Consider the following 14687-nt stretch of genomic DNA (forward strand, 5'->3'; position numbering starts at 1 on the left):
GCGGCTATAACACAATGTTATAAAGATAACCTAACATAATAATAAATAAGGTTATCAATCCAAAAAATATCCCTATCAGCCGCCAAGTCATTACTTTTTTCAACAGCGTAGCTTCGGGCAATGACAGCCCAACAACTGCCATCATAAAAGCAAGCGCAGTCCCTATGGGGATACCCTTAGCTACAAAAACTTCAATTACCGGTACTATTCCGGCAGCATTGGCATACATTGGAACAGCCAACACTACTGATAAAGGAACTGCAAACCAATTATCCTTAGACATATACTGCTCAAAAAATCCTTCCGGCACATAGCCGTGCATAAATGCACCGATACCGATTCCGATAAGGATATACAGAAGTACACCTTTGACAATGCCCCATGCTTCTTGCATGATAATCGGCAATCGTCTAAAGAACGGAGTATGCTCTTTTTCCCATGTTCCGGAGTCGGAAGTTGAGTTTTGCTGAATTTGTTTTACCCAATCACTCAAATAAGGTTCTAATTTCATCTTGCCCAAAATAAATCCACCTACCATACCTAACAGAATACCGCTAATCACATAAATAGAAGTAATACGCAACCCAAAAGTACCGATAAACATGGCAACAGCAACCTCATTTACCAAAGGCGAGGTTATCAAATAGGCGAATGTTACCCCTAAAGGAATCCCCCCTTTCACAAATCCGATAAACAGCGGTATGGAAGAACAGGAACAGAACGGGGTAATGGCACCAAACAGGGCGGCAAAGAAATATTGTAATCCATATAATTTACGAGAAGTCAAATAATTGCGTAAACGTTCTATCGGGAAATAGGCATTTATAATGCCCATTATCACACTGATAAAAAATAATAATATCAAAATCTTTATCGTATCGTAAAAGAAGAAGTTTATAGCTTCTCCTAAAGCTGTTGAAGCATCCAAACCGAAGATGTCATACACCAGCCAATCTGCAAATCTTTGTATCATAATCCTATTATTGTTTGTGATAATACGAACATATTACCTAAAAAATTAGCGGTTACAAGCACATTTAGGCAGTTCTTGTTTTTTTATCTCTGTAATGTAAAACTTGGCAAATTCATTTTTGATTTCATTACGCACTCTTTCAAATTCGCTTCTGATGAAGTCCGTTGTCCCTATTGCTTCCGAGGGGTCATCAAAACCAATATGCAACCGTTTCCCTACATTGCCCTCAAAAGCCGGACACGTTTCGTTAGCACTACCGCATACTGTTATCACATAATCCCATGTATCACTTAAATAAGCAGTTACATTGGTAGGAATATGCTTACTTATATCAATGCCAACTTCTGACATTATCTTAACAACCAAAGGATTAACTTTCTCTGCCGGATGCGTACCAGCGGAATACACTTGTATATTCTTATCAAACGATTGCAGGAAACCATGCGCCATTTGGCTGCGACAGCTATTTCCTGTACATAAAATTAAAATTTTCATATTATACCCAAATTTATCAATCCATAATAAATGCCAACCAAAATAAACAGTATAGCTACCATGTTATTAAACCACTTCTGAAAAGTCTGCACACGGTTATAAAACTTTCCTATCCCTGCTACACTGTATGCCAAAATCCAAGCGACAAGCATAACTGGAAGCCCTGTTGCCAATGCAAAAATGACAGGTAGCAAATACCCCTCACTTTCCATAGCTGACATGGGAATAAGCATGCCAAAATAAAATAGCCCACTGGTCGGACAAAACGCCATGGCAAACAATATCCCCAGCAACAAACTGCCCCATGAACCTTTTAGTTTTTCTGTCTTTTCAGTAGCGGAAAATCCGAACTTAGGTAATTGCAATTTATCTCCGAATAGCATAAACAGCCCTATCAATATCAAAGCAGGAGCAAGCAGCAGTTCCCCCCATTCGCTGATACCTTTTTGTATGGCAAACATATCTGCACCCTTTCGGAGTATTGCGATAAGTATTGCGCCTAATGCAGAATAAGCCAATACACGCCCTAAAGTATATAGAACACCATTTGTAAATATCCGGTTACGGTTATTTATATCCTTACTGATAAATCCAATAGCGGTAATGTTGGTAGCCAATGGGCAAGGACTTACAGCAGTCAACAGACCGAGCAGAAAAGCGGTAATAATAGGTATCTCACTATTATCCAACCATGTTTGCAAGTATTCCATAAAACTGTATTTATTTTAGCAACTGATTGATTTTCTGTTTTAATTCTTTCTTGAAAGCTGATGTGTTGTTTCGGGCATTCTGAAAACCAAAGCGTGTCATGTCGTTACGTTCTTCTTTACCGTCCTTCCATTTATTAACATAAAGAGAAGACCAACTTACACGATATTTCTCTGCCAGCTTCTCGCCTTCGGGAGTTGAAATATCTACTTCTTTGAAACGTAGTTTACCATTTTTAACCAACTCTGCCAAATCTGCATTGACCACTTCTTTCGTATATTTCTCAATGGCTTTGCAAGTTACACAACGTTGTTTCCCATGAAAATAAAGAACTTCCACATAGGTATCTGCGGCAATCTGAGCCATTCCACAAATAGAAAACAAACAAGCAATGGTAAGGAATAAAAAGCGTTTCATCATAATCTGATTTACTTGGTTAATACATCTTTTACTTCTTTGGCAGAAAGTTTGCCCTTTGCCACAACCTTACCGTCAACAACGAGGGCAGGAAGTGCCATTACATTGTATTCCATAATCTTCATCAAATCTTCTTCTTTGGTTATTACCGCTTCCAAAGCTAATTCTTTTACTACTTGTTCAACCGTTGCATACAGAGCCTTGCAACCTGCACAGCCTGTTCCTAATACTTTAATTTCCATAATTTATAAATTTATTATATTAAACGTAATTCGCAAAACAACGAACATTAATATTAAAAAAAGGGGATTATCAGCAACACTCCCCCGATTTACAGATACATTGCCCGAAAAACTCCTTAAAGAGTTCACGAGCCAATTGCCAATTCTCTCGGTTGATACAGTATTTCACTTTAGGCGTTTCAACCTCTCCTTGTATAAGTCCTGCATCTTTCAACTCTTTCAAGTGCTGTGATACGGTTGCTTTGGCAATGGGAAGTTCTTCGTGAATATCCCCAAAATAACACGTTTTCTGCTTTGCCAAAAAGTGCATAATAGCAATTCGGGCAGGATGTCCCAATGCTTTGGCAAATCTTGCCAACTGTTCCTGCGTAACAGTATAATCTTTCTTTTTTTCCATATCTCGAATATCGTTCGCAAATATACGAACAATATTCGAGATAGCAAATTTCATCATATTTTTTTCAGTGCAAGGTGCAAGTGCGTATATATATATACGCTTGCACCTTGCACTTGAACTATATATATTCATAATCAACCACTTGCATAATTCAAAAATAATGCGTACATTTGAACCCAAGATGTTGGCAGACAGACACCGGACAACAGCAGACAGTTTTTAAGGACTAAAGCGTGACGGATGCAAAGCCAAAATTTCTGAAAGTGCTGATATTGAGGAAGAAATAACGTTTGGTTCATAACCCAGGCGGATCACAGAAACCAAAAGGCTTAAACATCTAAAGTCCGTAATATCAATATATTACAGACTTTTCTTTTCTCCGTCAAAATCCCCGGATATGTCAGAAAAGGTCACTTTTAGACACAAAAAGACACTTTCGCGTGTCTAAAACGTATCCTGTATTTATGCTCCATTGTGCATAAAAAAACAGGATACCCGAACGGGTGGAATTAACTGTATTTGTCTCCATTTGCCTATGTTACTACGGAAGAACCATTGTTGGTTACAATTTGTTTTACCCGGAGTTCCCGTTTTAAAACTATGATTTCGATACTTCCGATCACCCATTTTCCCCCTGCCTGTGTAAGGACTACTTTGTATTTTCCTGCTTCAAAGTTGACTGGTATCGTAAAAGTACCTTCCGTAGTAGTGAAAGTTGCATCGAGTTCCAGGTTTTCTTTGTTCTCATTTTGCAAGGTCAGTTTAGCTGTTGTTACAAATCCTTTTCCCGTAATTGTTACTGTTTCTCCGGTTTCCGCAGAGTCAGGCATCTTTATTTCAGTCACCGGACATTCCTTGTCTCCACCTGCAATGTCTTTCTGTTTATCATCGTCATCTGAACAAGCGCTGAAAGCGCACACACTGCAAATCATGAGCAGCATACACCAAATTTTCTTCATAAATTTAAATTAAAAGGGTTATATATATCAGATAGACAAAAAAGAAAAAAAACGGGTGAGTGATTTTTGGATTTTTTTAACCTTATTTTTACACAACAGGTTATACCACAAAATAGTTATACAAGGTTTTCTACCGGTTTAATTTCTGTACTCCCTATTTATCCTGAGGGAAAGCATCTGATCCCCAAATGCTTGTAAGAAAAGTTGTGATGCTTTGCACTGAAGCTTCTTTAAGAAGTACGGTTTTATCTCTGTCTAAAAGATATAAGGCCGGCAAATTACGCCATACATACCGGTCATGTGCTTGCATACCGCCTTTGTCAAAAGCGGTTTTCCACTCTGGCGGCCATGTCGGGAGCACATGCTGCCATGCCGTGTAGCTGAGACCGGTATCCACAATCAACAGGGTCAACTCTCCTGCCTCCGTCAAACGGCGAAGCAAAATATCTTCTTTCAAAGCCGACATTACTTCATGACAATGGTCACACCCGGTATCATAAAAAACAAGCAACAGATAACGGCCCGGTATCTGATAAAGCAGATGCGACCTGCCATCGGGCAAGAGAAAAGAGAAATCTGCAGCCTGTGTGCCCGGACGGTTTTTCTTCACTATTTCCAATAAATAAGCAGAACGCATTCGGGTATAGCCATTCCATACAGAACTACAAACAATCTCTTCCAAAAACAACAGGAAACAATCTTCACATACCATCGGTGACTCCGGTTCATACAGATATTTTTCTGCCAGTGAGGCCAGAAGAGAATAAACGACACTATCGGCTTCCGCAGCTTTCATTAGTCGTTTTACTGCCACCACCCGAGCTTCCCGGGAAGCATGGGGAAACAGAGATACAAAATTAACGAAATTCTGCTCCATAAAAATGCAGTGACGGCTGTAAAGTGTATCGCTAAAATCCAACGCGTCCCAAAAATGTTCCAACACATATGCCGCCCGTTCGGGAACCGTATGCAATGTACCGGGAACCTCCGGCAGCGGCAACTGAATAACTGTCAACGAATCCGTTCGGGATAAAATTCCCTCATCTAAAACATTCGCCCTGCCGGCTGGATTACCGACAAGGAATCCTACCGACAAGACGAACAAGAAATAAAGGAAATTCATATTTTGAGTATACACTATTTTTCTACGCAACGTACAAAACAGGCATCATTTTTTATAATCTCTGATATATAATTAAAGTCAAAAGTAAAATAATTAAAATCCCATCCTATAGCATCATCCTCATACCTCGAATAAAAATTTCTGCTCACAAATTGTTTTGCCCAGTAAATAGCCCCCGGACGCATATAAAGGTCATAAAAGAGAGGACGTAATTTCAATTGTGTTTCAGGCGAATATTGTTCGTCCCTGCCTACCGAATACCTGAGAATTGCACTTCCTGCCGCATCGGAGTTTTTACGGTGACCATAACCGGAAGCTCCTATAGGGAAAAACAAATTTCTACCGCCATATACTCCATCTTTTTCGTTGGCATTATAAACAAAAGTACCTCTCATTCCATAGCCGCCACTTCCTGATTTACGCTCATCATAGCGATATCCGTATACTTCCTCCACCTTGGTGAGTGTCTCCGTAGCCTCATCACCATATAGTACCCCATAAGCGTATCCAATATCGGAAGATTTGTACAACTCCTCATAATCATGGATAGTAGCCACTGAAAGAGTCCTGCTTTTACCGTTATTTGTAATAATTACATCATCAAAACTTTTAGTTCTGGTATCCAAAGAGGTTATAGAACTCCATTTCACCCTTCTATCGGTGCCCGCTATAAGAAAAAGAGAGTCTTTATGATCCTTGAAATCAGCAGGTCCTACGTTTATCCAAGAAGCCTTGTCATTTTCATTATTCGTTGCATCAATGGGAGCATTCCAATTACCAAACTTAAATAATGAACCTTCTTCCAACGGACATTTCGCTTCCTGAGTTTTCGTACGCATATTGCCAGCCAGCCACTTAGCCTTGCCAGACAATAATGCCATAGGCGCTCCCCCCTGCCGGACAAAAATCAAGTGATAACAACTATAATCCTGATATTCCACCCGAATAATCGCACAGCGGTTCTGAGTACTGTCAAGGCATTTACCATTAAAACCGATAGTAAAATCAATAGGAGAACCTGTACTTCCCCGGACAGTGTCTGTTCCGCCCAAATTAACCAGCCCTGTCGGGTCGATAATCGGATAAGCCTTCCATTTCCCTTCGGAAGTAAACGTCTCAAAAGAAGTCGAATTCTCCATAGGCAAACGCTTTAACACAACATGAAACGAACGGGTACTGTTCCATTTCCGCCAGATACCTTTCGGATTTACAATCCGGCGCACCTGCATGATGTCAGCATGTTTTGTAATGGTAATTCCATTGCTCAGTACCGCATTAAATTCAATAACCGATTTGCGTTGATAAGCTACAAAAGGATTATTACCTGTATAACCTGAGGATATAATCATTTGTTTTGCACGAGTATACATAGGCAACAGAAAATTCGTTACCCCCTCCGCCTCTTGGGTTACATAGTATTTTCCATCTCCATCATCATCGTCATATCCGTTGATATTCGGAGTTACATTATAACTCCTGTTGCCCCGATTATTATCTTCATAATACTTTCTGTTTATTTCTTCACTGTTTTCCCCCCTCTTGGCTTCAATCACTTTTGTCTTGGTCCTCCTCAAAGACAAAAATCCGTTCCACGGTCTCAATCCCCATCCCCCATTAAAATCTTCATTGAATTGTGCATTGTAGGGGTCTAATTTTCTGTAATAATCAAGTCGGGGTGCTGAATAAGGTGCCCATGAATTGGTATCTATTTTTGCCGTGAAACTCCGCAGAGAAGCATTCCCTGCATTGACTTTCACGGGTAACATCATCTTATGATTGTACAAATAAGAAATATAATAAGGATGCGGTACCTGTATACTGGGTTCAGGTTCCTCATAATCAATATGCCAGTCTGCATCGTTAGCGAAATTTTTGAAACGCAAAGTCAGCTTATAATGATGGTTGCGTTCCGCATCATAGTCTGTCGTAACATTCTTCCCCAGCATAAAACGGTAAGTAATATCCCCATTTCCCAAACGCTCCGAATTAATGGAACGATAATAAGCTTCTACTTCTATGTAAGTACCGTAAAGTATACCATCCTTGGGACGATACTCAGGAGACGGATGTTTTGAGGTACCAGGATGATCAAGGCTTCCGTTATGATCTGCATCCTGCTGTTTATTATGGTCCGGGTGAATTCCCTGCATGTTCTCAAAAAAGAAAAGTGCACGCTCAGTTTCCGAATGGAAAGCTTTGTTATACTGATCATCATGCGGATAATAAGGCCTTCCTCTGGTGACCCGTGCCGGATAGTCTTCATCAAAAGGAATTCCCGAAGCAACATATAAAATCGTATCTCCCTCCTCTATCAAAGAATCCCTGGAAGCTTTAACAGTATTTTTATTTCCCAAACGGCAATAAAGCGGAATATCCTTAATCTGTACAGATTTAACGTATACAAACACTCCTTCTTTGAGTTGCGAACCGTCAAACGCGAGTGTAACTTTTGATACCACCCGTCGAATACCTGCCCTCAGCTCCATGTTTTTGCGGTTGATAATCACCCCGTCCACATCGTCGGCATAGTGCCCTTTCTCAGTAAAATGTCCAAGCATCTGATTATTCTTTTCCACATCCTTTTGCCATGTAAGGGAAATATTTTTGAGGCCGTCACGAGTTTGTATCGCTTCTGTAACTTCAGCAGGAGAGGTCAAATCCCCCATATTGGCAACAGCATAAATATGATAACGTCCGTAAGGAAGTTTCAGATTGAACCTGGCATAAGGTGTTGCCGACTCGGCAAGGGTATCACCTTTGCGAACCTGCTCACCTTCGATATAACCCGACACTTTCCCATCTTTCCACTTTATAGGATAATTCTTTATCAACTTGCCGTCCACCCCATACACCAACACACACAGGTCCCTGATTTTTCTAATCGTGTCCCCTGCCACCGCACGAGTCGCCAATGCCGGCGTCAGCGATTGAAATTCCACGGTGACATTTACCGTGGTTTCGCCTTCCGGCAAAGCATCAAAAGAGCGTATTTCATCATCCACACATGCTGTCATACACAACAACATCCAAAAACAGAACAAAACACTGCGTTTCATATATTTTTTAATCCTTTTTATTATAATCCGAAATCCGGCTCAAGAGGAATACCGATATAGGGATGAACGTGTACTTCACACTTTATCTCCAGGTCAGGCTGAATCGTAGCAAAAACCACCACATGCGTGTTGCGACGCAAATATTCCGGCAGGCTGGGAAAATACTCGAAAGTAGTTTCCCACGAATCCTTTCCGAATTCGTCACATTGTAGTTTAAGCGCCATTTTATAATTCAACATTGTATCTTCCTCATCTGACTTCTCATCTTCATATTTCCCCTCCAAAAGGTACACCGGCTTTTCACCTGCCTGCTGCAATAAATGGATATTTTCCGCTTTTGCCGGTATATCAATGGCTTTGGAAAAATTATGTAAGAAAGAATAATATTCATTGCTGCCATTTACAGAAGGAACAACAAAGTATCCCCCATCAAATTCCCTCGGCATAAAATATTCGCTATGTGCCATTTTTTCCATTTTCAACCCAACAACCCTCAGATTTTTATCGCTTTTATTAGTCACATAGTATGTAAATTTAACAGCAATACGCCTAACTGTAAGCGGCACTTCCAACGAATGTTCCTGACCGTCCGCAGAGTAACGCGGTATTTCCACCTGATGCATATCGCTCATAGGCAATGGCCCAGTCAATTGTTCGGTTTTCCCATTCAGACAGACTGTTAAATTGTAGATAGTATCCACCGGAAACAATTCCCCCTGTCCGATTTTCGAAAAATCATAAGAGACTACCGGCCTCACAATTCCATTTTCTTCTGTTTTTGTTGCATGTTCGTTGACAACCAGAAAAATCCTTTTACTCTCTCCGCTGACAATCTCTTTAAATTCACAAACACGCTCGGTTACAGGTTCGTTTTCCAAATCTATATATTCCGTTTTTTCAACGACCCCATTCGGACGAACGATTATGACACGTAAAGAATGCATCTTTTCATCTTCATTCTCCGCATCGGAATAATCAGCCCGTGTTTCTGGCAGAGAGCCGGACAATCCCACGTTGATTTTCAGTGTCATCAACGCCGGCAGTTCCTCTGTATATTCTCCTTTTCTGCAACCAGCAAACCAAAGGGATGCAGCAAACAAGAGTATGATATATACCGATTTGCTCATTTTATAAACCCGTTTCGTTAAGCCTTACCGTCCAATCATTAATCTTAATATAAGTTTGCACCCATCTTTTCTGGCTGTCCAGCAGGAAAAGCATCGTCCATTCGCTCTGGCGGTCAAGAAATTCCTGTGTTTCCATCCTGGCATAAAGGTCGCTCTTATATAACATCAGATATTTCAACAAGGGGATATCAATGACATATTCCCCCGTCAACGTACTCCTTATTTGCAGTACAGGTGAATTCCCCGTCATCAGCCGCGATACAGATAACTCAGCATAAGCACCAACTACCTCTCTCCCGGCATCATCCATACCGATAAACGTATTGCCCTGTGCCCAAGGAGTATAAGTTACCCGACCGTTCTCTATCAGCTCGTTGTTCTGGCTGAAAAGCGTATTGTCGTCTGTTACGGAAAAAATGAAATCTTTTCCGTACACCGGCTGTTCACTATTCACGTCCTGCAATACAATACGGATGTTATTCGTATTTTTCATCATTTTCACCGTTCCCTCTTGGAAAAGGTCAGCTGTTTTCAACTGTAAATCACCCCAGTAAAAGCCATGAAGGTTGCGTCGTGCCGAATCTTCCGATGTCAGACAATCCATATCCATCAATGTCCGGAGTTCCTCAAACCGGGAAGTTTCTCCCGGCTCCTGCACTAACGAAAAAGAACTCTTGTCACAAGCAAGCCCACCATAAGCCACGAAATGATAGCTCCCCTCAGGCAATTCCAGTTGCATCCGCCATTCCTCATCCTGCAACAACGAATCGGCAGTCACGACATGTGTTGCAATATAATTTTCTTCACTATCGTACACATAGAGTGTCAGACAATCCACCTTTTTGGGGAATGCATTAGCATAAGCCATATTATAATCATACACGAAACGCAGGGAAACCCCATGCGGACAAGCCTCCAGATCATCGTAAATCTTCTCGCACGAAGACAGGGAGACGAGCATCAGAAAGGCATACACCATTCCCGGCCAACGTAACATCATATCTCGTTTCATCCCTTGCATGATAGTTTAAAATATAATATTGTTTACCCGAACAGTCCAAGGCAATACTTTCACGTCTACGGTAAAATACAATTTGCCTACTTCATCAGGAGTATCCGGAGTCGGTTTTTCAGGATCATTATCGGAAATACGCGGATGCCCCAAACTATGGATTTCCGTCACAGACAACTTATATACATTATTACGGACCACAGCAAATTCCATCGGTCCCATTACACCGTTTCTACCGTTATTGTTATGGCGGTTCCAATAGTAATAATAAAAATAATAACCGGGACCATATGTTTCCTCTTTTTGTTGATCCGGATTGTAATCCTGGGTATCATCACTTGCCTGATACAATGTAAATCCTTGCTTTGTAGCAGCTTTACGGAATTTACCCAATGCAGTCTCGACAGCAACTTTAGAAGAATTTTCATCATTGGCAATTGCTACCAATTCCTGATACAATTCATCAGCTGATTTCCCCTCTTCCACTTTATCGTGCACAGCCGCATATATTGCAGAACCGGGTTTCTCCTCACTATATCCTTTTACCTGGTTGTTCCATCCGACAAACAAACTACCCATATATTGGTAAAGTATCGGATAATCGACACCATCGACCGAATAAACATATACTTTTCCCTTTAAATTATCAGGTACTTTATATTTTCCGTTAACAGCCATTCTGAGAGTTTCATTCACGGATTCATCGTTTTCATTAATCAACAATTTTCCTTTAAATACAATTCCGGTTGAAACAGCATTGGCCTGGTACTCATTATTTGAAACTGTATTTTCTGTAACATACCGCCAAATATGGTAACCGGATTTATCTGTTGCACCATCTGCCCCTGTCCAGTTGTTTCCTTCTCCAAGTACATCACCATCATTGCCAAGCACTGCGTTTATGTTCCAATTGTTCCAATAGTAACGGCTTCCTTCATCTATCGTTCCATCTCCATTAAATAAAAGGAAATTGAAATATTTTCCCAATTCCAGCTCATCCGGAGTTTGTCCTTTTATATCCGAGTATTTGTGTTTTTTTGCCGCATCAACATCCACCACATGATTATTTCGTCTCTCCACCCCACAAATCACCGGTTCTCCATATCCGTTCGTATGATTTGAAATGCGCCGTAAATAATAAAAATTTTTGCTCATATTCACCAGGGCCATACGCACCAATTGTACACGTAAAGCTCCTCCTGACTGCCCTGTGACTTTATCTATAATATAAGTATTGGGCAGAGTATTTGCAGGACTGCCGTCTTTAAAATCAAAACGCGCAACGGAACGTTCCACCGGAACAACTTTCGTAAACTCAAGAGGCGAATTGATTTCAGCGTATTTTACCAACCATTCATCGAAAGTACGCGGAATTTCTACCTCAACGATTTCTGCACTCGACATCAGGAAGTTTCCTTTTGCCCAAATGGAGCGGTTAGTACCATCCGTTGCCCCGATTTCGTCATCGCCTGCCTCATAGTTTTTTCCTACCACCTCACAAAAGGCGTCCACCCAAGCAGTGGGATTATTTTCATCCCACTTGTCAAAAACATCCAGCAAATCTTTCGGCGGATTACAATAAGCAAACACATAAATTTTCTCAGCTCCCTGCGGAAGAGAAGCCCCCCGGTTATTGCCCGTTTTTTTATCATAGTAACTGGCAAGTGCCGTCTGGGTAATGGCTGCCGTCGCAGACACCAATCCGTCATTCTTTACTGCCAATGCACCGGCCAGACCATGCGCAATATAAGTATAGTCCTTTTCTGCCAATACCAACAAAAGGCTGCTTACTCTATTTTCATAATCTTGCCCTGTTTCCGTTCCACTCTCTGTTCCCCCTTCCTCTCCAGTTACACTACGTGTGCCAGGACTTGCCGGAAGTTGAAGATTAACATTCATATAAACGACATTTTTATCGTCTATAGGTTCCCATTCCTTGTTTAAACTTTCGGAATGTTTATTACATCCTGCCATCACGATGAAGGCAAACACACCCACTAAGAATTTACCCCAAAGTTTCATCTTACTCTGTTTTTGATTATATATAATTTTATCTCTTTATTTCTTCTAACTGTCTGAGTGCTGCCGCAGCCTGAGTAATCCCTTTCTGTTGTGCTTCAGCAAACAGTTTGCCGGCCCTCTCATAATCGTTACCTAAGGCCGCGTAAATGGCCCGCGCATACACAGCTTCTGCACCCGTTCCCGCCTTAGAAAGATAACGTCCGGCATTTTTCAGGTCGCCCAATTCCATCGCCATATTGGCAGCATTGAGGTTAGCTGTCTCATCATTAGGAAACATACGCACCGCAATAGCAAATACCTCATTATATTCATCGCTGCCTGGTACACAATCCAGAGCTACGAGATACAATTCCTGCAGACTCAGCTTTTGTGGTTCCGTAGTCATCAACTTCCGGATTTCAGCTACATCTGTATAAGTGCGTACATGATATTGAACCGCATAATCCGAATGACGCAATCCCGGATATACATTCCGGTAGAGATAAGCATAATCCGACGGATAACGTTTCTTCAACTCAGCTTCTTTTCTATCCGGCTCCATCTCACTACCAATCAGGTCCAAAATCCCCGTCTTATTGGGAAGGTCAGACGTTTCCACATACCGTGTCAGTCCCTCCCAGTCTTCCGGTTCATAAGCCGTGACCATCAAACTGTCGGGAAATTCATACAATTTGCGTACATATTCTTTCACCGCAGCAGTACGCCCTTTCGCCAAACGAGCATTGTTGGCATACAAACCTTCCGGAGAAGCAAATCCTTTTATAAATACGGATGTAATCCGCGTATCGGCATCATTACGCACAATGTCAATGGTATTCCGTATCTTCTGCAATTCAACATAATTGTCGCGGTAATTTTCATTAATATAGGTGCGGTTGACCGGAAAATCAACATAAGCCGAACCTTTTACCTCCCGGATCTTCACCGTTTCTGCCTGTGGTGCCAAATAGACGAAAGTAGGTTTGAATACATCTGGTTTAAAATTCAATGCCATCAACATTTCATTATCCGACATGACCACCTCACACCGACACCCACATTCCCCTTCATCCATCATCAAGGTAGCAGCAGCCATCCATCCTTGAAAAGGCACTACGGTACGATAGTTAACCACAGTATCTTTTTTGGTACGTCTCACCAACAACTGCTCTGGCAGTGAATCGTTGCGCCTATGATGGAAATAACGGTTGCGTCCAGCGATCACCATCGCCGGCAAACGCAATGAGTCGGTTCCGTTGCATAACACAGGCGTCAGCACCATCTCACGTTCTATTTTCAACTCTAAACCCGAAATATCCACATCCATCGAAATAAACAAATTACCTTCCGTACGAGCGATATCCAGATTATTTACTGTTACACGTCCATCCAACAAGGCCTGGGCCTGCAATGCCGTTGACATGAACCACGCCAGCAGGCATATCGTATATATTCTCTTCATCATCATCTTTCGTTAAAAAGTATATACTAAATTCACCGCCGCTTTCGTCGGACCAACATAATTGTGCGTCTTATTCTCGGACAATTTCTTACCACAATTAGCGCACGGGTATGAATCATAACGGGTATAAATCCACCCAAAACCGATTTCACCTTCCAAGTTCCAGTGTTCTCCCAAAATCCAGGCATAACCATACGCTACCCCCGCTCCCATCATCCACCCCTGATAACGTTTGTGCCCGATTTGAGAAAAATCACTTCCTAAAAAACGAATGTGATTCTTCAATCCGCCGATATTAAACTGCCCGCCAAGCAAATGTGCACCTACGAAATGCCCTGCAAAACGGTCACAAAACCAATAACGCGCCTCCGGTTGCAAAAGCCAGTGCTTCCACCGGCGATCGTGAGAAAGCGTCCAGCCGTTGTAATTGGCAGAAATATCCAATGTCCAGCTTTTAAACAGACCAAACTCAATACCTGCATTAGCAGTCAAAGCAGGAATGTCATAAAGCAGATTGGTCTTAACTGCTATTTTCTGACATTTCCCTCCCGTACCGAGAAAAAGTCCCAGAAGCAAAACTCCATAAAGTTTTAAAATCCTCTTATTCATATTTGATATTCATTGATTATACAGCACCTGTTTCACTTACCTTCCCTTTTCTATCTGCATATAACACAATAAATGCATTCCTATCTCTTTGTAAGAGATACTATAA

At 41.4% G+C, this 14687-nt stretch carries 14 protein-coding genes; all 14 read right to left on the reverse strand.

Annotated features, from left to right (window positions below):
- Positions 1-4 precede the first annotated feature (4 nt).
- Positions 5-973 (reverse strand): permease, encoded by a 969-nt coding sequence (locus tag D1136_RS10210; RefSeq protein WP_046146155.1) that lies wholly within the window; start codon positions 971-973, stop codon positions 5-7.
- Positions 974-1018: 45 nt separating this feature from the next.
- The gene (locus tag D1136_RS10215; protein WP_161877529.1) at positions 1019-1468 is read right to left on the reverse strand and encodes an arsenate reductase ArsC; all 450 of its coding nucleotides are present in this window, start codon (positions 1466-1468) and stop codon (positions 1019-1021) included.
- Positions 1465-2178 carry an aromatic aminobenezylarsenical efflux permease ArsG family transporter gene (locus D1136_RS10220; protein ID WP_046146153.1) on the reverse strand — a complete coding sequence of 238 codons (714 nt, stop codon included), beginning with the start codon at positions 2176-2178 and terminating at the stop codon, positions 1465-1467. Before D1136_RS10220 ends, D1136_RS10215 begins: the two co-directional genes overlap by 4 nt.
- A gap of 10 nt (positions 2179-2188) precedes the next feature.
- Complete coding sequence (locus D1136_RS10225) at positions 2189-2593, reverse strand: nitrophenyl compound nitroreductase subunit ArsF family protein (protein ID WP_046146520.1); 405 nt, start codon at positions 2591-2593, stop codon at positions 2189-2191.
- An 11-nt stretch (positions 2594-2604) separates the two neighbouring features.
- Positions 2605-2835: a thioredoxin family protein gene (locus tag D1136_RS10230; protein ID WP_046146152.1), complete on the reverse strand. Its 231-nt coding sequence runs from the start codon at positions 2833-2835 to the stop codon at positions 2605-2607.
- A gap of 70 nt (positions 2836-2905) precedes the next feature.
- Positions 2906-3286 carry a helix-turn-helix transcriptional regulator gene (locus D1136_RS10235; RefSeq protein WP_175551331.1) on the reverse strand — a complete coding sequence of 127 codons (381 nt, stop codon included), beginning with the start codon at positions 3284-3286 and terminating at the stop codon, positions 2906-2908.
- 479 nt (positions 3287-3765) lie between these two features.
- The gene (locus D1136_RS10240) at positions 3766-4191 is read right to left on the reverse strand and encodes a DUF3244 domain-containing protein (RefSeq protein ID WP_161877530.1); all 426 of its coding nucleotides are present in this window, start codon (positions 4189-4191) and stop codon (positions 3766-3768) included.
- Between the two features lie 154 nt (positions 4192-4345).
- A complete protein-coding gene (locus D1136_RS10245; RefSeq protein WP_161877531.1) occupies positions 4346-5314 on the reverse strand; it encodes a DUF5106 domain-containing protein in 969 nt (322 codons plus the stop codon).
- Between the two features lie 14 nt (positions 5315-5328).
- Positions 5329-8370, reverse strand: a complete 3042-nt coding sequence (locus D1136_RS10250) for a DUF4906 domain-containing protein (protein ID WP_161877532.1) — start codon at positions 8368-8370, stop codon at positions 5329-5331.
- Positions 8371-8390: 20 nt separating this feature from the next.
- The gene (locus D1136_RS10255; RefSeq protein WP_161877533.1) at positions 8391-9497 is read right to left on the reverse strand and encodes a hypothetical protein; all 1107 of its coding nucleotides are present in this window, start codon (positions 9495-9497) and stop codon (positions 8391-8393) included.
- Position 9498: 1 nt separating this feature from the next.
- On the reverse strand, positions 9499-10509 hold the full coding sequence (locus tag D1136_RS10260; RefSeq protein ID WP_370461331.1) for a FimB/Mfa2 family fimbrial subunit: 1011 nt from the start codon (positions 10507-10509) through the stop codon (positions 9499-9501).
- 15 nt (positions 10510-10524) lie between these two features.
- On the reverse strand, positions 10525-12531 hold the full coding sequence (locus tag D1136_RS10265) for an Mfa1 family fimbria major subunit (RefSeq protein WP_202623111.1): 2007 nt from the start codon (positions 12529-12531) through the stop codon (positions 10525-10527).
- A 28-nt stretch (positions 12532-12559) separates the two neighbouring features.
- Entirely contained in the window at positions 12560-13972 is a 1413-nt protein-coding gene (locus tag D1136_RS10270) for a DUF3868 domain-containing protein (protein WP_161877540.1), read from the reverse strand.
- Positions 13973-13984: 12 nt separating this feature from the next.
- Positions 13985-14581: a DUF3575 domain-containing protein gene (locus D1136_RS10275; RefSeq protein ID WP_161877535.1), complete on the reverse strand. Its 597-nt coding sequence runs from the start codon at positions 14579-14581 to the stop codon at positions 13985-13987.
- Positions 14582-14687: the final 106 nt, after the last annotated feature.

This window comes from Odoribacter sp. Z80 (genome assembly GCF_009935865.1).
In the GTDB taxonomy this organism is placed as follows: domain Bacteria; phylum Bacteroidota; class Bacteroidia; order Bacteroidales; family Marinifilaceae; genus Odoribacter.